The 19,855-nt window shown below is 60.2% G+C and carries 15 protein-coding genes and 1 riboswitch; of the genes, 5 read left to right on the top strand and 10 right to left on the bottom strand.

The window, feature by feature from the left end:
- Positions 1-39: 39 nt before the first annotated feature.
- Positions 40-1,929: a phosphomethylpyrimidine synthase ThiC gene (gene thiC, locus AC1UK9_RS02720; RefSeq protein WP_025110179.1), complete on the bottom strand. Its 1,890-nt coding sequence runs from the start codon at positions 1,927-1,929 to the stop codon at positions 40-42.
- Between the two features lie 146 nt (positions 1,930-2,075).
- Positions 2,076-2,181, bottom strand: a riboswitch (TPP riboswitch).
- A gap of 206 nt (positions 2,182-2,387) precedes the next feature.
- On the opposite strand from thiC, the gene AC1UK9_RS02715 reads away from it, so the two are divergent.
- Entirely contained in the window at positions 2,388-3,821 is a 1,434-nt protein-coding gene (locus tag AC1UK9_RS02715) for a TolC family outer membrane protein (protein WP_025110180.1), read from the top strand.
- Between the two features lie 45 nt (positions 3,822-3,866).
- Here AC1UK9_RS02715 and AC1UK9_RS02710 read toward each other — a convergent pair whose 3' ends face one another.
- The 9 genes from AC1UK9_RS02710 to AC1UK9_RS02670 form a co-directional block, all read right to left on the bottom strand.
- Positions 3,867-4,811, bottom strand: coding sequence for a transposase (locus tag AC1UK9_RS02710; protein ID WP_482579293.1), 945 nt, complete (start codon positions 4,809-4,811; stop codon positions 3,867-3,869).
- A 7-nt stretch (positions 4,812-4,818) separates the two neighbouring features.
- Complete coding sequence (locus AC1UK9_RS02705; protein WP_473014300.1) at positions 4,819-5,754, bottom strand: hypothetical protein; 936 nt, start codon at positions 5,752-5,754, stop codon at positions 4,819-4,821.
- Positions 5,751-6,692: a hypothetical protein gene (locus tag AC1UK9_RS02700; RefSeq protein ID WP_482579291.1), complete on the bottom strand. Its 942-nt coding sequence runs from the start codon at positions 6,690-6,692 to the stop codon at positions 5,751-5,753. The genes AC1UK9_RS02705 and AC1UK9_RS02700 overlap by 4 nt, the downstream gene beginning before the upstream one ends.
- A gap of 205 nt (positions 6,693-6,897) precedes the next feature.
- On the bottom strand, positions 6,898-7,635 hold the full coding sequence (locus AC1UK9_RS02695) for a DUF6708 domain-containing protein (protein ID WP_482579290.1): 738 nt from the start codon (positions 7,633-7,635) through the stop codon (positions 6,898-6,900).
- Entirely contained in the window at positions 7,632-10,919 is a 3,288-nt protein-coding gene (locus AC1UK9_RS02690; RefSeq protein ID WP_482579289.1) for a toxin VasX, read from the bottom strand. Before AC1UK9_RS02690 ends, AC1UK9_RS02695 begins: the two co-directional genes overlap by 4 nt.
- On the bottom strand, positions 10,916-11,749 hold the full coding sequence (locus tag AC1UK9_RS02685) for a DUF4123 domain-containing protein (RefSeq protein WP_482579288.1): 834 nt from the start codon (positions 11,747-11,749) through the stop codon (positions 10,916-10,918). Before AC1UK9_RS02685 ends, AC1UK9_RS02690 begins: the two co-directional genes overlap by 4 nt.
- Positions 11,746-13,767 carry a type VI secretion system tip protein TssI/VgrG gene (gene tssI / locus AC1UK9_RS02680; RefSeq protein WP_482579286.1) on the bottom strand — a complete coding sequence of 674 codons (2,022 nt, stop codon included), beginning with the start codon at positions 13,765-13,767 and terminating at the stop codon, positions 11,746-11,748. Before tssI ends, AC1UK9_RS02685 begins: the two co-directional genes overlap by 4 nt.
- Before the next feature lie 215 nt (positions 13,768-13,982).
- Entirely contained in the window at positions 13,983-15,257 is a 1,275-nt protein-coding gene (gene waaA / locus AC1UK9_RS02675) for a lipid IV(A) 3-deoxy-D-manno-octulosonic acid transferase (protein WP_482579285.1), read from the bottom strand.
- 11 nt (positions 15,258-15,268) lie between these two features.
- The gene (locus AC1UK9_RS02670; protein ID WP_025110189.1) at positions 15,269-16,171 is read right to left on the bottom strand and encodes a LysR family transcriptional regulator; all 903 of its coding nucleotides are present in this window, start codon (positions 16,169-16,171) and stop codon (positions 15,269-15,271) included.
- Positions 16,172-16,273: 102 nt separating this feature from the next.
- Between AC1UK9_RS02670 and AC1UK9_RS02665 the strand changes: the two genes are divergently transcribed.
- The 4 genes from AC1UK9_RS02665 to AC1UK9_RS02650 all read left to right on the top strand — a co-directional run bounded on the left by AC1UK9_RS02665 (position 16,274) and on the right by AC1UK9_RS02650 (position 19,795).
- Complete coding sequence (locus tag AC1UK9_RS02665; RefSeq protein ID WP_003221050.1) at positions 16,274-16,606, top strand: DMT family transporter; 333 nt, start codon at positions 16,274-16,276, stop codon at positions 16,604-16,606.
- 204 nt (positions 16,607-16,810) lie between these two features.
- Entirely contained in the window at positions 16,811-17,986 is a 1,176-nt protein-coding gene (locus AC1UK9_RS02660; RefSeq protein ID WP_482579283.1) for an NAD(P)/FAD-dependent oxidoreductase, read from the top strand.
- Positions 17,983-18,795: an aldo/keto reductase gene (locus tag AC1UK9_RS02655; protein WP_482579282.1), complete on the top strand. Its 813-nt coding sequence runs from the start codon at positions 17,983-17,985 to the stop codon at positions 18,793-18,795. Before AC1UK9_RS02660 ends, AC1UK9_RS02655 begins: the two co-directional genes overlap by 4 nt.
- A gap of 31 nt (positions 18,796-18,826) precedes the next feature.
- The gene (locus AC1UK9_RS02650; RefSeq protein WP_025110192.1) at positions 18,827-19,795 is read left to right on the top strand and encodes a hypothetical protein; all 969 of its coding nucleotides are present in this window, start codon (positions 18,827-18,829) and stop codon (positions 19,793-19,795) included.
- The last annotated feature ends 60 nt before the right edge of the window (positions 19,796-19,855 follow it).

Here is a 19,855-nt window from a genome sequence, read left to right as displayed (position 1 = left end):
CGAAGAGGCCAGCACAGACACCGCAGACTTCAGGTCAGATCAAACCTTCTTGTACAGCTGACTGCCTTCCTTCTTGAACCGCTCGGCCTGTTCCGCCAGGCCTTGGGCGACGTCCACGTCGACCGCGTCGATCCGCTGGTTGGCCGCGTATTCGCGGACTTCCTGAGTGATCTTCATCGAGCAGAATTTCGGCCCGCACATCGAACAGAAGTGCGCGACCTTGGCCGAGTCCTTCGGCAGGGTTTCATCGTGATACGAACGCGCAGTGTCCGGGTCCAGACCAAGGTTGAACTGGTCTTCCCAACGGAATTCGAACCGCGCCTTGCTCAAGGCGTTGTCGCGAATCTGCGCACCCGGATGGCCCTTGGCAAGGTCAGCAGCGTGCGCAGCGATCTTGTAAGTGATGATCCCGGTCTTCACGTCATCCTTGTTCGGCAGGCCCAAGTGTTCCTTCGGCGTCACGTAGCAAAGCATCGCGCAACCGAACCAGCCGATCATCGCCGCACCGATACCCGAGGTGATGTGGTCATAGCCCGGCGCAATGTCGGTGGTCAGCGGGCCGAGGGTGTAGAACGGCGCCTCGTCGCAGCACTCCAGCTGCTTGTCCATGTTCTCTTTGATCAACTGCATCGGCACGTGGCCCGGGCCTTCGATCATGCACTGCACGTCGTGCTTCCAGGCGATCTTGGTCAGCTCGCCGAGGGTTTCCAGTTCGCCGAACTGCGCTTCGTCGTTGGCGTCGGCAATCGAGCCCGGACGCAGGCCATCGCCCAGCGAGAAGCTGACGTCGTAGGCCTTCATGATTTCGCAGATTTCATCGAAGTGGGTGTAGAGGAAGTTCTCTTTGTGGTGCGCCAGGCACCACTTGGCCATGATCGAGCCGCCACGGGAGACGATGCCGGTCACGCGTTTGGCGGTCAGTGGCACGTAACGCAGCAGGACGCCGGCGTGGATGGTGAAGTAGTCGACGCCCTGCTCGGCCTGCTCGATCAGCGTGTCGCGGAACAGCTCCCAGGTCAGGTCTTCAGCCACGCCGTTGACCTTCTCCAGCGCCTGATAGATCGGCACAGTACCGATCGGCACCGGCGAGTTGCGGATGATCCACTCGCGGGTTTCGTGAATGTGTTTGCCGGTGGACAAGTCCATCACGGTGTCCGAACCCCAGCGAATGCCCCAGGTCAGTTTCGCCACTTCTTCTTCGATCGAAGAACCCAGGGCGCTGTTGCCGATGTTGCCGTTGATCTTCACCAGGAAGTTACGGCCGATGATCATCGGTTCCAGTTCGACGTGGTTGATGTTGGCCGGGATGATCGCGCGGCCGCGGGCGATTTCTTCGCGGACGAATTCAGCGGTGATTTCTTTCGGGATGCTTGCGCCAAAACTGTGGCCGGCGTGTTGCTGGTTCAACAGGCCGGCAGCGCGGGCCTCTTGCAGCTTCATGTTTTCGCGGATGGCGACGTATTCCATCTCGGCGGTAATGATGCCTTGGCGCGCGTAGTGCATCTGGCTGACGTTGGCCCCGGCCTTGGCGCGGCGCGGGTTGTTGACGTGGGCGAAACGCAGCTTGGTGAGTTCCGGATCGGCCAGGCGTTCCTGGCCGAAGTTCGAACTCAGGCCTGGCAGACGCTCGGTGTCGCCACGGTCGTCGATCCACGCCGAACGCACATCGCCCAGCCCTTTGCGCACATCGATGACCACGTTCGGATCGGTGTACGGGCCGGAGGTATCGTAGACGGTGACCGGCGCGTTGATTTCGCCGCCGAAGTCGGTCGGGGTCACATCCAGGGTGATTTCGCGCATCGGCACGCGGATGTCCGGGCGCGAGCCCTGAACGTAGACTTTTTGCGAACGGGTGAACGGCTTGACCGATTGCTCGTCGACCTTGGCCGAGTCACTCAGGTTGATCGCGTTTTTTGATTTTGTCGTCATCACGGGCTCTCCAGACAGCATCCAGGCAGTGGATTGTCGGAGCAGAACCTGAAAGGCACGGACGCACCAGGACTGGTGCTGTGCATCGTCGTCGAGCGTTCGATTGTCGAACAATATCCCGGACGAAGCACAAGAGGACTCGCCGGGTGACGAGAAATCTTGTTCCCTACGCAGGCGCTAACCTGATCAGGTTCAACGGGATCCGAAATTATTCGATCTCAGCCTCATAGCAAGGCACCCCGACAAGAACCCGGCCAGTCTAGACACAACCGGCAAAGAACGCCAACACCGCAGCAAACACCATGATGAATGGCGCAAATACACAGGTCGGGTGGATTGTTGCGGTGCGAATGCGCAACTACACTCGCTTTGCCCTGTAACGCCTTGACGCTAAACGGGACGCGCCGTAGCCTTGGCGCGCAGATTATTTTCATAATATTAATGCTAGGGATCGCCTCATGCTGCGCAAACTTTCACTGGCTGTTGCCGTGTCTTGTGCGTCCACCGCAATGGCCTGGGCAGCAGAAGCGCCCTTGTCGACCAAGACCGATCTGGTCAGCGTCTATCAGGAAGCCGTCGACAACAACGCCGATCTGGCCGCCGCCCGCGCCCAGTACGGTGCACAGAAAGAGGTCGTGCCACAGGCCCGTGCCGGGCTGCTGCCCAACCTCTCCGGCGGCGCTGAAGTCGCGGATGTGCGCACCTCGATCGACCAGCCTTCAGCCATTGCCAATCGCAGCGCGCATTCCTATCAGGCGACCCTGGCCCAGCCATTATTCCGTGCTGATCGCTGGTTCCAGTACCAGGCCGCCAAGGACGTCAACGAACAAGCCGCGCTGCAACTGTCGGCCACCGAACAGAACCTGATCCTGCAATCGGCGCAAGACTACTTCAACGTGCTGCGCAGCCAGGACAACCTCGCGTCGACCAAGGCCGAAGAGGCTGCATTCAAACGTCAGCTCGACCAATCCAACGAACGCTTCGACGTGGGCCTGTCGGACAAGACCGACGTGCTGCAATCGCAAGCCAGTTATGACACCGCACGCGCCAACCGGATCGTTGCCCAGCGTCAGGTCGACGATGCCTTCGAAGCGCTGATCACCCTGACCAACCGTCAGTACAACTCGATTCAGGGCATCGTGCACACTCTGCCGATCCTGCCGCCAACGCCGAATGATGCCAAGGCCTGGGTCGACACCGCCGCGAAACAGAACCTCAATCTGCTGGCGAGCAACTATGCGGTCAGCTCCGCCGAACAGACCCTCAAGCAGCGCAAGGCCGGCCACTTGCCGACCCTCGACGCCGTGGCCAAATACGAAAAGGGTGACAACGATGCCCTCGGCTTCGCCAACCCGAATGCATTCGGTACCCCGTACGGTGGCAACGTCGAACAACGCACGCTGGCCCTGCAACTGAGCATTCCGATCTACAGTGGCGGACTGACCAGTTCGCAAGTGCGTCAGTCGTATGCGCAACTGGATCAGAGCGAGCAACAGCGCGAATCCCTGCGCCGGCAAGTGGTGGAAAACACCCGCAATCTGCACCGTGCGGTCAACACCGATGTCGAGCAGGTGCAGGCGCGCCGCCAGTCGATCATCTCCAACCAAAGCGCGGTGGAAGCCACGGAAATCGGCTATCAGGTCGGTACGCGCAACATCGTCGATGTGCTCGACGCCCAGCGCCAGCTGTACACCTCGGTGCGCAACTACAACAACACTCGCTACGACTACATTCTCGACAACCTGCGTCTGAAGCAGGCGGCGGGAACGCTGAACCCGGGCGACTTGCAGGACCTGACGCGTTATCTGAAAGCCGACTACAACCCGGACAAGGACTTCCTGCCGCCGGACCTGGCCCAGGCAGCGGAAGCGCAGCTCAAGGCGCGCCCCTGACTCAAAAACCCGCAGAGATGCGGGTTTTTATTTGACTGTTCTTTGTCAAACAAATCCGCCCTTGCGCTTCCCTTGCGGATAGATGGAGCGCTGCGCCTTGTCCAGATAACCACCGCGGCGCACGAAACTGACTGCTTCATTATTTCGCCGACTACGCATCCAGGTGATCCATCCCAGTAACTCAGCGTGCCCCAAAGCTTCGATCAATAACAAAAACTGCCCCCGCCAGCGTGTACTGGCCCCCATGCCCAGCCCGGAACTGCGTTTGAGATCCGGGATGCTTTGCCCATCCATCACGCCTTTCACGAAGTCGAGCCAGAGGTCAGGCCGGATCATCCCTTCCAATGGCGTCCCGGACAGAATGGAAAAGCAGGTCACACAGGGGTCACATTTGAACTTGGGGCGAATCCCTTTGATTCGATAGGTTCGATTGCCTCTACACGTGGGGCATATCGCGTGTGGAGCATTGAGCATCGTTTCGATCCAGACCATGACCGCTTGCTGCTGCACAGCAATATGCTCCGGCGCTTGCAGGTTTTCCCGGTAATGCCTTGCCGCCCACCACTGATGCAGCTCAGGACACTCTTCAGCCATCACCTTGCGGATCGCCTTGCCCCAACTGAAATAGACCTTGTGGTTCACTCCCAGACGAGACGCTATCTGGACACTGGACCAACCGGCCAGCAGGTACAGGGCAAACGTAGACCACAGCTCCATACGGTGCAGTTTTGCGAACGGCGTATCGCTCAGACTGTTGCAGCTCCTGCGACATGAAGCGCAGTAGTAATGCGGCAGCCGGCGGGCCAAACCAGCCCGGCAGGTCAGATTGGTGTTGCTGCACCATGGGCAAAACTTCAAGCGCCGACTCGGCAACCGGTGCAGATAGCGGATCAACCGATTTGCGTCGGCACGCAGATGCATCGGCAGACACACCTCGTAGTCCGGCACATCGCCGTGACCTGGGACGGGCAGAGCGGGAAGTTGAGACATAACGGGCTCAGGACCGATTCATGATCAAGGATTGCCCGGCAAGTTCGGCCTCACGCCGGGCGATGGCGAGTTCCAGTTCTGGCGACCGTTTGGCCCAGTGTTCCGGTGGGAGTGGTTTTGACCATTCGAGGATGTCGGGATGGGGCAATTCCGGTGGATGGGAAAGCTTCCAGTCCTGAAGCTTTTCCGCCAGATAGGTGCCCAGAAACGTTATGCAGAAAACTCCCCACAGGACGCTTAATATTTCCCCTTTACGCAGGTCGACGATTAGCGATCCGATTTGGGTTTCTTCGTAAGGTGCGATACCCACCCGACTTTCGGGGACAGCCTCAGGTCCAATTTCCATGTAACTGCGCGTGCATTCCCATAACGCCATCGCTGTAGTGCCGCCGCCACAGTTAAAGCCTAGTGAAAAGTGTTTGTTGTCTTCTTTAGCGTGCGGGTTGGGGTTTTCGAAACCAATGACCAGAAGGCCCATTGTGGCTTTGCCGGCCTGACTGACTGATGACTGTTGAGTGGCGGCCTCCGTCACGGTTTCCCAGGAGACAATCCAGTACTCGCCGTTGTCGCGGGGGACGCAGACTTCGCGGCGTTGGCGGTTGAAGCGTATGGGTAAGGGGACTTCGCGGAAGAGGCTTTGGATCAAAATCAGCGTAGGGACACCCAATATAACGGCCCCTAGGATCAAAACATCTCGGCTGTAATCAGGGTCGAGATTTAGAGTAAAAAAAGAAATAGCTAAAAACACCATCATCGTCGGCCACATCCCCATCACGGCCGATCCGATGCTGTAGTTACCAATATCGAGAAACACCTCGCTCTTGCGCCAGATGATGTTGAGCACATCACATGGCTTTTCACCTGTGGGAATGGGTAATGGCGCCAGATAGTCATTACGCGAAAACATCCTTTTTTCCGTTGTGCCTGCCGGTGGCGTACTCATGACTGCGCCTCAACTCGTTCGGCCAACTCGGTTTCGCGTTTGACGATGGCTGCTTCTAGTTCTGGAGAGCGTTTGGCCCATTGTTCAGGCGGGAGCGGTTTTGACCATTCGATGATGTCGGGATAGGGCAAGTCGGGCGGAGGGTTCAACTTCCAACGCTCCAGCACATCGATCAGCAGCGTGTTGAATATGAATATTCCGCAGAACCCCTCCCAGAGAACGGTTACGAACCAGCCTCTCAACTTCGCGGCTTTGATCAGATCGTCCAGATAAGTCGCCCAGATTCCTTTTGACCTGTCGAAACGCGCGGTTTGATCCTCGACAGCATCTGGCCCGATCTCCATGTAACTGCGCATGCATTCCCACAGAGCCATCGCCGTAGTGCCGCCGCCACAGTTGAAGCCCAGCGAAAATTGCTTGTTGTTGTCCGAAGCGTGCGGGTCGGGGTTTTCGAAACCGATGACCAGTAGACCCATTGTGGCTTTGCCGGCCTGACTGACTGATGACTGCTGAGTGGCGGCGGCTGTCACGGTTTCCCAAGGGACAATCCAGTACTCGCCGTTGTCACGGGGGACGCAGACTTCGCGGCGTTGGCGGTTGAAGCGTATGGGTAAGGGGACTTCGCGGAAGAGGCCCTGTATTAAAAAGAAAGTTGGGACTCCAATGATGAACGTGGTCATGACTGCAAAAATATGCATTTCATCGTGATCATTTCGGAACAAGTAACCCATGAAAGCGAACAACACCACCATTGGCCAAAGCACCATCACCGCCGAGCCGATGCTGTAGTTACCAATATCGAGAAAAACCTCGTTCTTGCGCCAGATGATGTTGAGCACATCAGAAGGTTTCCTACCGGTGGGAATAGGTAATGGCGCCAGATAGTCATTTCGCGAAAACATCCTTTTTTCCGTTGTTCCTGCCGGTGGCGTACTCATGACTGCGCCTCAACTCGTCCGGCCAATTCGGTTTCGCGTTTGACGATGGCTGCTTCTAGTTCTGGAGAGCGTTTGGCCCATTGTTCAGGGGGGAGCAGTTTTGACCATTCGATGATGTCCGGATTAGAAAGCTCGGGCGGTGGCGATAACTTCCACTCTTGCAACATCATCGCCAGTGGTGCCCCCAAGAGCACCGCTGCAATGATCAGCCACGCAGCCTTGCAACTTCTTGCGCGACCAAATGCTGTCTGATGCCATCCACGTATTCACAACAAATGCCCCAAAAGACGCTTCTGCCCCGCAGCTTTTCTCGTCCGCCCTCGAAGTCATTTGTCTGTGGCAAAACTTGCGGGCCAATTTCCATGTAACTGCGCATGCATTCCCATAACGCCATCGCTGTAGTGCCGCCGCCACAGTTGAAGCCCAGCGAAAAATGCTTGTTGTCTTCCGAGGCGTGCGGGTCGGGGTTTTCGAAACCGATGACCAGCAGACCCATGGTGGTTTTACCGGCCTGACTGACTGATGACTGCTGGGTGGCGGCGGCTGTCACCGTTTCCCAAGGGACGATCCAATATTCACCCTTGTCGCGGGGGACGCAGACTTCGCGGCGTTGGCGATTGAAGCGTATGGGTAAAGGGACTTCCCGGAGGAGGCCTTGGATCAACCAAAAGATAGGGAGAGCCATGATACAAGCTCCCAATATCAACGCGTCAGGGTCATCGAAGACGTATGCCAGCCCCAAAAACAACATCACTCCTGGCCACATCACCATCACCGCCGAACCGATGCTGTAGTTACCTATATCGAGAAACACCTCGTTCTTGCGCCAGATGATGCTTAGCACATCACACGGCTTTTCACCCGACGGAATGGGCAATGGCGCCAAGTAATCATTACGCGAAAACATCCTTTTTTCCGTTGTGCCTGCCGGTGGCGTACTCATCGCTTGTCCTTGGGTTGCAGGTAAATGGCGCCGGGGTGATCCTCGCCGAGCGGGTAATTCGGCACACGATCAAGTTCGGGAGTTGGGTCATTTCTCAGTGCTATGACGCCCGTGGAGTTGTTCAAGGTAAAAGCTAAACCACGCTCCCCGCCGATAAAACTTCGAGCGCCGAGTATCCCGGTCAAAGGCGTGCGATAACGCAACCTTAGCGACAACGTGCCAGGTGGCGTGCGCAGTACGTCTTTCACCTCTTTGAAAGGGCCGCTTATACGCAGACCCTGACCTTCCTCGATCGGTATCCACTCGCAACTGCTGCCAGACAACCAGAAGGGCGTCATATCACGCCACGGACGGGGAGGCCTGAAATAGTCGGTCGGACTGTTTTTGATCAGGTACCGGTTTGCGAGGGTATCCACCGGGTCACCGACCATGCTCAGTTCCAGGTAGACACTGTCTGGCTCGGCGCCTGGCAAGTCGATGGTCAGGTAATCAATGGCGCTGACGAACGCCAGACCGGAACGACCATTATCAGGCGCCTGATTAGAACTGCTTTGCATGGTGACCCGAGGCGTATAGAGGATGAGATACAAACGGTCGAGTTCGTCGTGCTGGACTTTAGGCGCGATGGGGTTCAGATCGATAGCCCGCGCTTTAGACCAGCAGCAATTGTTCAGGAAGTTTTGCAGCGGTGTTTTTTCGAAGAGCCAGGCTGTCAAGTACAGTGCGCCGAGTCCCAAAATGATCCAGTTCAACGGCCCCATGTACAACGTGTAACGCAAGATGGCGACATCCACTGTGATTGACCCGACCAAGGCACGGGCGGTGTAGCCAAACCCTAAAATCGCTTGGGCACCGAAGGTCGCTACTTGCCCTCCGACCGCGAACTGACGCAGTTGCAACCATGGGTCTACTCGTTTTTGGGCATCCTCTAACTGTTGTTTCAAGGATTTGAACTCTTGCAAAGCCGCATAGGCCGACAACCCACCAATCACCCCACCAAACAACGTCAGCATTGGTGCGCTTCCCACCCTGCCGCCAGGAAGCTTGACGGACATGTCCTTAACCCCCAACCCCATCCGCACCTGACTATCCACCACCGCCACCAACGCCGCCGCCCCATACAAACTCGCCGACACCGTGTCATTCACCCGCCGGGCATCCATCCCCTCCAGCACCCCGGCCTCACTCAAATAGTTCTGCACATTCACCACGTTGACCAACAACGCCGCCAACGGCGCCACTCCCCCGCTGTTGACCACCACCGGCGAATTGACAATCCGCTCCACCCGCCCGCCCCCAATGGCTTTCCCCGTCTTGTTCACCCATTCACTCAACGCCTCGGCCCGTTGCCCCAGCAATTTCCACACGGGTCGCCCGGCTTCGATTGCGAACTGCAAGCGGCTCTCCCCGCCCAACCTCGCAGCGATAAAAATACTCATCCACGACGCACTGAAACCCTTGTCTCCCTTGAGCAACAACAACGCCGCACCCAGCCGATTGACCAACACATTCCATTGGCTGTCGGCCTCGCGGGCCATGGTTGCGATGTCGTCCAGCACCACCACGCTCAGCGGCGCCAAGGCCTGATGGGTGGCGCTGAGGTTGTCGGCGGGCAGGGCGGCCATCAACTCACCAAGGCGCGAGGCGTTGTTGACTGCCGCCTCAATCGACGGCGCCCAGGCGCTGAACAGTTGCCGGAGTGCGCCACCGTCGGCGGCGCGCACGTAGTCGGCGTATTGCTCGGCGCCCTGGGCGCGAATGCATTGGGCGGTGAGGCAGCCGGTGGCGAGTTCGGTCAGCCATTGGCGGGTTTCGAGGTCGTCGTAATCGACAAACCAGGTGCCGCTGGCCGAGCGTTTCAGGTACACGCCACGGTCGGCGAACAACGCCGTGTGGCGTTGTTCGAGTTGTTGGAAGTGGCCGGCGGCGGTGTCGGTGAACCATGTGTTCATGGCGTCGAGGTCGATGTACTTGCCGACCTTGGCGCTGAATGCGTGATTGTTGAGGTTGGCGTGTTTTTCCGCGCGGTATTGCCGGACCACTTTCTCCGCTTCGTAGTACAGATCGGCCGGAATAAACGCCCGCACCGGGCCGACAATGGCCGCGATTCGCCCGTCACGGACGGCAGCTTCGGCCTCGCTCGGCCGACCGCCGTATTGGCGATCCCGGGTTTCAACCCTGAGTTCCTCGTTCAGCCGCTCCTGGGTGTCGAGCATGATCTGGCCCTGTTCGGGCGTGAGGCTGATGTCGCGATCCTTGTAGCGGTAGCTGAGATTGCCGGCCAGTTCGGCGCCATCTTCGCTGATCAGACTGCGCACGAAACCGCCGATGCTCAGGCGCAGATTGTTTTCGCCCAACCATTTTTCGTGGCCGGCTTCCAGCCATTCCTGTTCGTGGTTGATGTCGCGTAACACGCCCAGATCATCGTCCAGGCAGGCGAAAACGGCGAACAGGCCCTCGGTTTGCGCTTTGGCGCTTTCCAGCCAATCGCGCGTGCCCTGCCCGTCCCACGGCTCGGCGCTCCACTCGCCCGGAGGCTCGTCGCTGGCGTCGGGATATTGCGCAAGAACCTTGTGGCGCTCGCGGTTGCGATGCATGGCGTCTGTGTAGGCCTTGATGTTGGTCGGCGTCGGGGCCTCTGACAGCGTCGCGCCAAGGGCTTCGGTGTCCTCGGCGTTTTTTTGCTGGTCGACTTTCATTGACCGGGCATAGGTGTCCGGGAGAAGTTCGGCGATGACCTCATCGGCCTTCTCCAGCGGCGGACAGTGCGGGGCCTGCAATTCGTCGGCCACCGTGCGCAAGGCGATCTGGCGCATGTGCTGGCTGCGTTTGCCGCTACTCTCGCTCAGGACTCGGCAATGCTCGGCGTTCAACGGGAACTCGCTGTAAAGCATCCAGGCGTCGTGGACTTTTTGCAGTGACAGGCCTGTGAGTGTGGCGTCGGGCACCGGAGCCGCCGCCGCGTCCAGCGCCTGCTCTTGCAGCAGCCCCTGCGGCGAAGCGGCAAAACGCTTGAGCGGCCCCTGATGCTGCCAGAGGTACACAAACCCCGCCCGCAAACGACGTGCTGCTATCGGGCGGCTCTGCGGTGTAATACCGGGAACGCAACAAGCGTGTTCAGCCTTTTCGTGCGCCAGCGCATAGCGCACCGGCACCACAAACAGTTCGGGCTGACTGGCGGGACACGGATGCACCGTGCAGTTGATATCTACGCTTGGCTGGGCTTTGGCCTCGCGTTCGGCCTGAGCGGCCTCGTCGACCATGGCCAGTTTTTCGGCGCTCATCGGGCGAAGTCCTTGTCGGTCAGCAATTGGTGCGTCAATGCGCTGTTGAGGTTGTCCAGACGCTGGTGCGGCAACACCCGGGGTTCGGCCAGCAATTGCCGGTAGGCGCCGTGCTCCGCCCCATCGGGAAAGTCAGTGCCCAGCACCGTGAAAAAGCGCGCCCAGAGCAGGACTTCATCGACGGCACTGAAGCCCCGGCGTGCAGCACTGGCCTGACAGTCCATGGCCCATTGCTGCAAAGCAGTCGAATCCATTGAGTTGAGGTATGTGGCGAAATGGCGTTGACCGTGTGCGATCAACTGTCGGGAGAAAGACTGGCGCTTGACCGCGTTCAGCTGATCGAGTTGTTCCGCTGTCAGCAGCAGCCAGGGCTTATGCGCATAGGGGATCGCGGGGTGCTCGGTTTGCTGATGAATCTGTAAATCCGGCAGACGAATCAGCCGTACCGGCCCCATCAATCGATCACGCTCAGGCACGGGCAAATCGTTCAGCCACAACGCGGCAATTCGCGGGTCGTAGAACCGGAAGAAAACCGTCGCAGCCCCGTCGACACGCGCGTGGATCAGGCTGCGCACATGCGCCAGCACTTGATCTTCGTCGGCTTCAGACTCCAGCCAGATGCCCGCCGTTGCGCTCCACTCCTGGCAAAAAACCGTTGCCAACGGGCTATCGGGGGTCACACCGATCAGCACGGGGCCGGCCTTGTCCAAAGCGCTGTAGGCGGTACGTTGATAAAGCGAGTGAACAGGCGTGCCGCCCGTCAGCTCGAACAGGCGATCCGGAAGGTTTTCGATCTGGACTCGATCCAGTAACAGATACGCCCTGCTCATGCGCTCACCTGTGACAGTTTTTCGCACACGGCACAGACTGAGGAGGCTTGCGCTGCCGCCTGAGTCAGCGCAGCCATTTGCGCGGTGACCGACAGCGCGAGCAGCGCCTGCGGATCTTCGGGCACCGCCGACAACGCCGTCTGCGCCGCCACCCCCACCACCGGCGCACCGCCCTCGACGATGGCCACACTGCTGAATATCCCGGCCGCATTGATCACGATGTGATGCCCACCCGCCGTCAGCGTCAGGCTCGTACCGGCATCGATCACCACTTGGCTGGCGGTGAGCCGCGCATGCGGGCCGGCCTGAATCACCAGCGTGCCGTGGGCAGTCGTGCTGCTGTTGCCGCTGACGCTCAGCACGTCATCGGTGCCGATCAGCGTGTGGCGCGTACCGTCAGTGGTGTGCCGTTCATCAGCCTTGATCAGGCTGGTGCTGTGGTGGTCGACCTGTTCGAAACGGTCGCGACGGATCTGGTTGCGGCTGTCGTTGAGGATCAGTTGTTCGAAATCACGTTCGGCGCGCAGGTAGATTTTTTCCTGGCCGGCGCGGTCTTCGATCATCAGTTCGTTGTAGCCGCCGGTGTGCGGCGAACTGTGGCTGCGCAGCACGGTTCGGGTGTTGTGCTCGGGCAAGGCGTAGGGCGGGGACATCACCTTGTTGGCCACGCAACCGGTGATCAGCGGCTGGTCCGGATCGCCCTCGAGAAAGGTCACCACGACTTCCATGCCGATGCGCGGGATGGTCACCGAACCGAAATTTTCACCGGCCCAACTCGATGCAACACGAATCCAGCAACTGCTGCGTTCGCTGTTGAATTCAGCACGGTCCCAGTTCAGCTCGCATTTCACGCGGCCATATTCGTCGCAGTAGATTTCTTCGTTGGCAGGCCCGGTGACGCGTGCGGTCTGGCTGACCAGCGGCGGGCGAGGCGCTGGCAATGGCGGGCGAAACACCACCTCGGCGGGAATCGCGCTGAAGCTGTTGCGATAGCCCTGAGTGAAACCGTCGGTGTCTTTCGCGTCGCTGGTAATCGATTCCTCAAGCACCTGGGGCTGTCGGCCAGTGTGAGAAACGCTGAGCAACAGCCACAGGTCATTGCCGCTTTTGCGCGGGTGCTCGGTCAGTTCGAACAGGTGGCCGCAGCGCAGGCTCGACTGATCGCTCTGCCCCTCGCCCAGTTCATAGTCGCTGCGATAGCGCTCAAGTGCCTGCCGGGCCAGTTGCTTGCCGCGCTTTTCGTTTTCGATCAGTAGCGGGTAGCGGTAATCCTCCAGCACCGGGGTGAAGTCGGCGGTGAATCTACTTTCCAGCAGTAGACTCGGACGTTCGAGGTCATAGTCGCGGCGGGTAACGGTGCTGGTGCGCGTGCTTTTGCGCACACTGAAGCGGCTGACCACCGGGTGCTCCGCGACCATTCCGGATTCTTGCTGATAGGGCGTGGCGCCGAGTGTGGGCAGGAACACCTGATCGTCGGTGAACACCAACAGATGCCCGTCCGCCGAGTGCTGATGATGCCAGGCGATGCCGTCCTCGGCGCATAGCCTCTGGATGAACTCGTAGTCACTTTCGGCGTACTGCGTGCAGTATTCGCAAACAGCGCTGGTGCTGACATGAAAGCTGAACGCATCGGCCTGAAGGCCATGGCCCTTGAGCACCTGCGCGATGATCTGCGGCACGGTCAGACGCTGAAAAATCCGTTGATCGCGGCTGAACTGCAAGTAATACAGCGCTGGCACCAGCGTCAGGTGATAGCGGGTCAGGCGCTTGCCTGATTCGCCGACCAACACGTCTTCGATATGCCCGTGAATGCCTTCGCCGCGATGGCCGAATTGCAGAAACGCGGGTTGGCCGAGCACACTCTCCAGATCGAAATCAGGGTGCTCGCTGACCAGTTCGACCCGGATGCCGTAGAGGGTGCTGATCGCTTCGGTGCCACTGAAGGCCAGCACCTGAAAGTCGTGACGGATTGCAGGAATCTGCAACGCAAAATGCGCGGCATTGGCCGGCCGGAACATACGCTTATCCTTAAGCAAATAGGAAAAGAGCGCGATGTCCAAACCGTCCGTGGTTCGTGCTCGCGAGTATTGGCGGGCACGGTAACAACGGGGAAAAAAAATCTATGTAGGAAGGCTCGCTGAAGAATGCGGGAACATTCCTCAATGCGAATATCAGCTTCTACTAAAAGGCCGGTTTAAAAGAGATCGCTGCGCGCGATCTCTTTTAAACCGGGCTACTTTAATAACCTGCCCAGTCCATCCAGCAGTCGCTGCAACGCGCCCTGATTGCGGCGCATCACCGCCAGCCCGGCCTCGGCCATGCGCTGGGCATCACGCGGCAATTCGAACAGCCGCTGCACTTCCACCGCCAGCCCTTCGGCATCATCCACTTCGGCCAACGCCCCGGCCTCACGCAATTGCGCGGCGATGTCGAGGAAGTTGAACAGGTGCGGGCCGCTGAGCACCGGTTTTGCCAGGGCCGCCGGCTCCAGCAGGTTATGCCCGCCGTTCGGCACCAGGCTGCCACCGACGAAAGCGCTGTCAGCCAGCGCATAGAGAAACAGCAACTCGCCCATGGTGTCGCCGAGCAGCACCGAGGTGTCGGCCTCGACGTTGGCACCGGTGGAGCGGCGCACCGTGGCAAAGCCTTCGCGCTGGCACAATTCGAACACCGCGTTGAAGCGCTCTGGATGACGTGGCACCAGAATCAGCAGCGCATTCGGGTAGTTCGCCAGCAGGCGACGATGGGCGTCGAGCACCACTTCGTCTTCGCCTTCGTGGGTGCTGGCGGCGATCCACACCGGGCGCTCCAGCGCCTGCCATTGGCCGCGCAGTTGATTGGCGCGTTGCAACAGTTGCGGGTCGATGGTCAGGTCGAACTTGATCGAACCGGTGACCTCGACCGTCTCCGGGCGCGCACCCAGATCACGAAAGCGCTGGGCTTCGGCTTCGGTCTGCACCGCGAACAAGCTCATTTCAGCCAGCATCGGCGCGGTCAGCTTGCTGAAGCGGCCATAACCCCGGGCCGAACGTTCGGACAATCGGCCGTTGGCCAGCGCCACCGGGATCCCGCGTTTGGCGCACTGGTGGATGTGGTTGGGCCACAGCTCGGTTTCCATGATCACCGCCAGTTTCGGCTGGACGCGATCCAGGAAGCGCGCTGCCGCACACGGCAAGTCGTACGGCAGATAGCAATGCTGGATGCGCGGCTCGTTGGCGAACAACGCCTGAATCCGCTCCGAACCGGTCGGGGTCATGCAGGTCACGGTGATCGGCAGCTGTGGATAACGTTGCAGCAAGGCGCGGATCATCGGCGCGGCGGCGATGCTTTCGCCCACCGACACCGCATGCACCCAGATCCCGCCGGGCTGCAGCGACGGCATCCCGTAGGAGAAGCGCTCGCCAATCCGCTTGGCATACGCCGGGGCCTTGCGCGAGCGCAGCCACAGCCGAATCGCCACCAATGGCAGCCCCAGGTAAAACAGCGCGGTGTAGAGAGTTCTATTCATGGCGGCGGAGTTTATCGACTTTTGTCGCCAATCGCCCGCAAGTGCACGGCAAAACGTTCAGCCAGCCAGCGCGCGGCGGGTCCCAAAGGCTCATCCCGACGCCAGACCAGTTCCACCACCAGCGCTGGCGGCGTCCATTCGCTCTCCAGTTCAACCATCAGGCCCTGATAGGCCGAATACTGCACCACATGCCGGGGCAGCCACGCCCAGCCAAGATCACGCACCAGCCATTCGGCCATCACATAGAAACTGTCGGCGCGCCATACCTGTGGGCTGGCCGGTTCGTTGCCGGGATAAACGCTGGTTTGCGTCGACATCAACAGCTGCCGGTGTTGCGCCAGTTGCTGACAGGTGACATAGGACTGCGTCGCCAGCGGATGATTGATCCCGCAGACCGTGACCATTTCCACCCGGCCCAAGACCCGGCGCTCCAGTGCTTCGGGGATTTCATCGTGATAGAACAGCAGGCCCAGATCGGCGCGGCGCTCGACCAGTTTGCGCGCCACCTCGCCTTGGGCGGCGCTGGTCAGTTGCACTTCGAGGCTGGGGAATTGCTCGGCCAGGGCATCGAAGCTTTCCACCAGAGCCTGATAAGGCATCGCCTCGTCCTGAGCCACGCGCAACTGCGCTTCCTGGCCGCGCATCATCGCCATCGCCCGACCATTGAGGCGCTCGCATTGGCGCAACACTTCCCGGGCCTCTTCGAGCAGCGCTTCCCCCGCTTCGGTGAGCTTGGGCTGCCGTCCACTGCTACGCTCGAACAGGCTGACGCCCAGATCATCCTCCAGCATGGCAATTGCGCTGCTGATCGCTGATTGTGCCTTGCGCTGCTGGCGGGCCACAGCGGAAAACGAGCGTTGCTCGGCGACGCTGACGAAGGCGCGCAGTTGTTCCAGGTTCCATTGGGTATTCATGGCGTAACCCATCTTTAAAACAGATAGGTAATGACTTTACCCCATCTGGCGAATCACTAGAATGCCGCCTCAGCAAGCAATGTTTTACATGAGGATTTACACATGAACGCCTACGCCTTTCTGGCTATCGCCATCTGCGCCGAAGTGATTGCCACCGTTTCGATGAAAGCGGTCAAAGGCTTGAGCACCCCGCTGCCGCTGATCCTGGTCATCGTCGGTTACGGGATCGCCTTCTGGATGCTCACGCTGGTGGTGCGTACCGTGCCGGTGGGCGTCGCCTACGCCGTGTGGGCAGGCATGGGCATCGTGATGGTCAGCGTCGCGGCGCTGTTCATTTATGGGCAGAAGCTGGATGTGCCGGCAATGCTCGGGATGGCGCTGATCGTCCTCGGTGTGGTGGTCATCCAGTTGTTCTCGAAAACTGCCGGGCATTGACTGAGTAATGCATATCCCCCTGTGGGAGCGGGCTTGCTCGCGAAGACGGTGTGTCAGGCAACATTGGTGTTAACTGATAGACCGCTTTCGCGAGCAAGCCCGCTCCCACAGGGGCCGACGCCTTCCCCTCTGTTGATCATCGACAAATCCCCTCTTTCCCGAGTCTGTATACTGCGCCCTCGTCTTGAACACTGAGGTCGTTGCATGCCATCCGTTATTTCCACCGACGTTCTGATTGTCGGCGCTGGTGTCGCCGGCCTCTGGCTGAACGCGCGTCTGCGCCGTCAGGGTTTTTCGACCGTGCTGGTGGAAAGCGCCAGCCTCGGCGGCGGGCAGAGTGTGAAGTCCCAGGGCATCATCCATGGCGGTGCAAAGTACGCCTTGCACGGCGCGCTGACCGGCGCCTCGGAAGCGATCGCCGACATGCCGCGCCGCTGGCGTGAAGCGCTGGCCGGCAGCGGTGAGCTGGACCTGTCCGGCGTACGCCTGCTATCCGAAGCGCATTACCTGTGGTCGCCAGGCACCCTGGCCGGCAACCTCACCAGTTTCTTCGCCAGCAAAGCCGTGCGTGGCCGCGTCGATCAGGTCAAGGGCGATCAACTGCCGCCAGCGCTGCAAGACAAACGTTTCAAGGGCAAGGTCTATCGCCTGGCTGAACTGGTGGTCGACGTGCCGAGCCTGATCCAGCGTCTGGCCGATCTGGCCGGGGACGGTCTGCTCGCCGGGCAAACCATCGAGCCGCTGCTGGAAGCGGGCGTGCTGGTCGGCCTGAAAGTCGACGGCCGCGAGATTCGCGCCCAGCGCATCGTCCTCAGTGCCGGGGCCGGTACCGCGCGGTTGCTGGAAGACCTGGGCCTGACCCAACCGGCAATGCAACGTCGTCCGCTGCACATGATCATCGCCAAAGGCCCGGGCCTGAAGCCGCTGTACGCTCACTGCCTGGGTGGCGGCACCAAACCGCGCATCACCGTGACCACCCACCCGGCCGCTGATGGCAACTGGGTCTGGTACATGGGCGGTGACATCGCCGAAAGCGAAGGCGTAAACCGCGAGCCGGCCGAGCAGATTGCCACGGCCCAAAAAGAAATCGCTCAGTTGTTGCCGTGGATCGACCTCAGCACCACGCAGTGGGCGACCTTGCGGGTCGACCGCGCAGAACCGCTGCAAACCGGGCTGAGCCGTCCGGACAACGCCTTCCTCGCCGAACAGGGTCGCCTGCTGGTCGGCTGGCCAACCAAGCTCGCACTGGCGCCAGACTTCGCCGATCGTGTCATCGCCTCACTGGAGCGCGACGGCATCCAGCCGCAAGCTGCCGAGCCGTTGCCGGCGCTACCGAAACCACCGATGGGCGTACCGGCCTGGGAGCAACTGTTGCCATGAGCGTAGCGACCCTGCACGAACTGCATCGCCCGCTGGGCAGTACCGGACTGCTGGTTTCACCGCTGGGCCTGGGCACGGTCAAGCTTGGCCGCGACCAGGGTGTGAAATACCCCAACGGCTTTCAGATCCCCGACGATGAAGCGGCACGCATGCTGCTCAAGCAGGCGCAGGGGCTGGGCATCAACCTGATCGACACCGCCCCGGCCTATGGCCGCAGCGAAGAACGCCTCGGCCCGCTGCTGCGCGGCCAGCGTCAGGACTGGGTGATCGTCAGCAAGGTCGGTGAAGAGTTTGCCGACGGCATGTCGCGCCATGACTTCAGCGCTGCGCATACGCGGATGTCGGTCGAGCGCAGCCTGCAACGTCTTGAAACCGATTTTATCGATCTGGTGCTGGTGCACTCCGACGGCAACGACCTGGCGATTCTTGAGCATGAAGAGGTTTACGCCACGCTCGCCGCACTCAAGGTCGAGGGCAAGATTCGCGGCTTCGGCTTCTCCGGCAAAACCGTCGAAGGCGGCTTGAAAGCGCTGGAGCAAGGGGACTGCGCGATGGTCACCTACAATCTGAACGAACAGAACGAGAAGGCAGTCATTGACTATGCTGCTGCCCACGGCAAAGCCATCCTGGTGAAAAAAGCCCTGGCCAGCGGCCACGTGTGCCTGAGTCCGGGTGTGGACCCGGTGCGCGCCAGCTTCGAGCTGTTGTTCCAACAGCCCGGCGTTGCCAGTGCTATTGTCGGGACGATCAATCCGCTGCACCTCGCCCATAACGTTGCGACCGTTGCCCAGGTCCTTCGTGGTCACTGACGCCGCCTCGCGGCCTTAAGCAGGAGCCGACATGCCGCGCACGCTCATCAGAAAGAACCCGAGCAACTTCAAGACCCTGCCGCTGTTCGTCGAAGCCTCGCCCGAAGGCCTGACCTATCAGAGCGTGGGCATGCCGCTGAACTTCGCCCAGACCTTGCAGCGGCGCAAACCGGTGAGCGTGGCGGACGCCGAGCGTTTCGCGCTGGAGCTGGCCAACCTCGGGGTTTCGGTGCGCCTGACCCTGCATTGGCAGAATCGCGACTACTGGGTGCTGGTGCGCCAACGCCGCCAGGATCGCGGTGACGTGGTGCTCAAACTGATCTCCGGTTACGTGCCGGCCCATGAGCTGAACATCCCGCTGCACACCGCGATTCAGGAGATTGCCGAGGAGTGCCTGCTGGAAACCCCGGAAGGCTGGCTCGGCGGGCGCTTCAACGACACCTGGCTGCCGGCGCCCTACTCGTCCGCGCTGCATTATCGCGAGGCCCTGCCGTTTCGCCTGACGCCGCTGTCCGGCTCGGCGCGGCCGGTGCGCTGTGCCAACCTGCAATTATTGGAGCGTCCACGGGCCTATGTGCATTTGCCCACCGCGTCGCTGCAACTGATCTATGACCTGCGCCTGGAAGTACCAAAAGAAGCCAAGTCGCTGAGCCTGTTTCATGTCGATGAGCGCCTGGAGGGCGATCAACTGGTCGCGCGCCTGGACCGCAAACGCCCGGATCTGTACCTGATGCCGTTGCAGGATGGCGAGCCGCTGGCCGAACTCTACACCTTGAAGAAAGGTCAGCTGTATCCGGCCGGCACGCGCGGTCTGTATCTGGCCGAAAGCTTTGCCAGACAGGATGGCTGGCTGGTGCGCGAGGAGCGGATTCGCTGGAAGGACTGGCTGCGCCAGCAAGGCCTGACACCGCCGGAAAAGCCCACGGGACTGGCGCGGTTGCGCGGCAAGGCCAAGCAATTGCTGAAGAAGATCGTACCGCGCAAGAAAGTCAGTTCCTGAAACGAAAAAAATCGCCCGAACGCAGGCCAGGGCCGCGTTCGGGCGATTTTTTTAGCGTCA

It is taken from the genome of Pseudomonas sp. AK-TSAG1-1 (genome assembly GCF_056821665.1).
The sequence above is the reverse complement of the archived record's forward strand: the minus strand, read 5'-3'. Positions and strand labels throughout refer to the sequence as shown.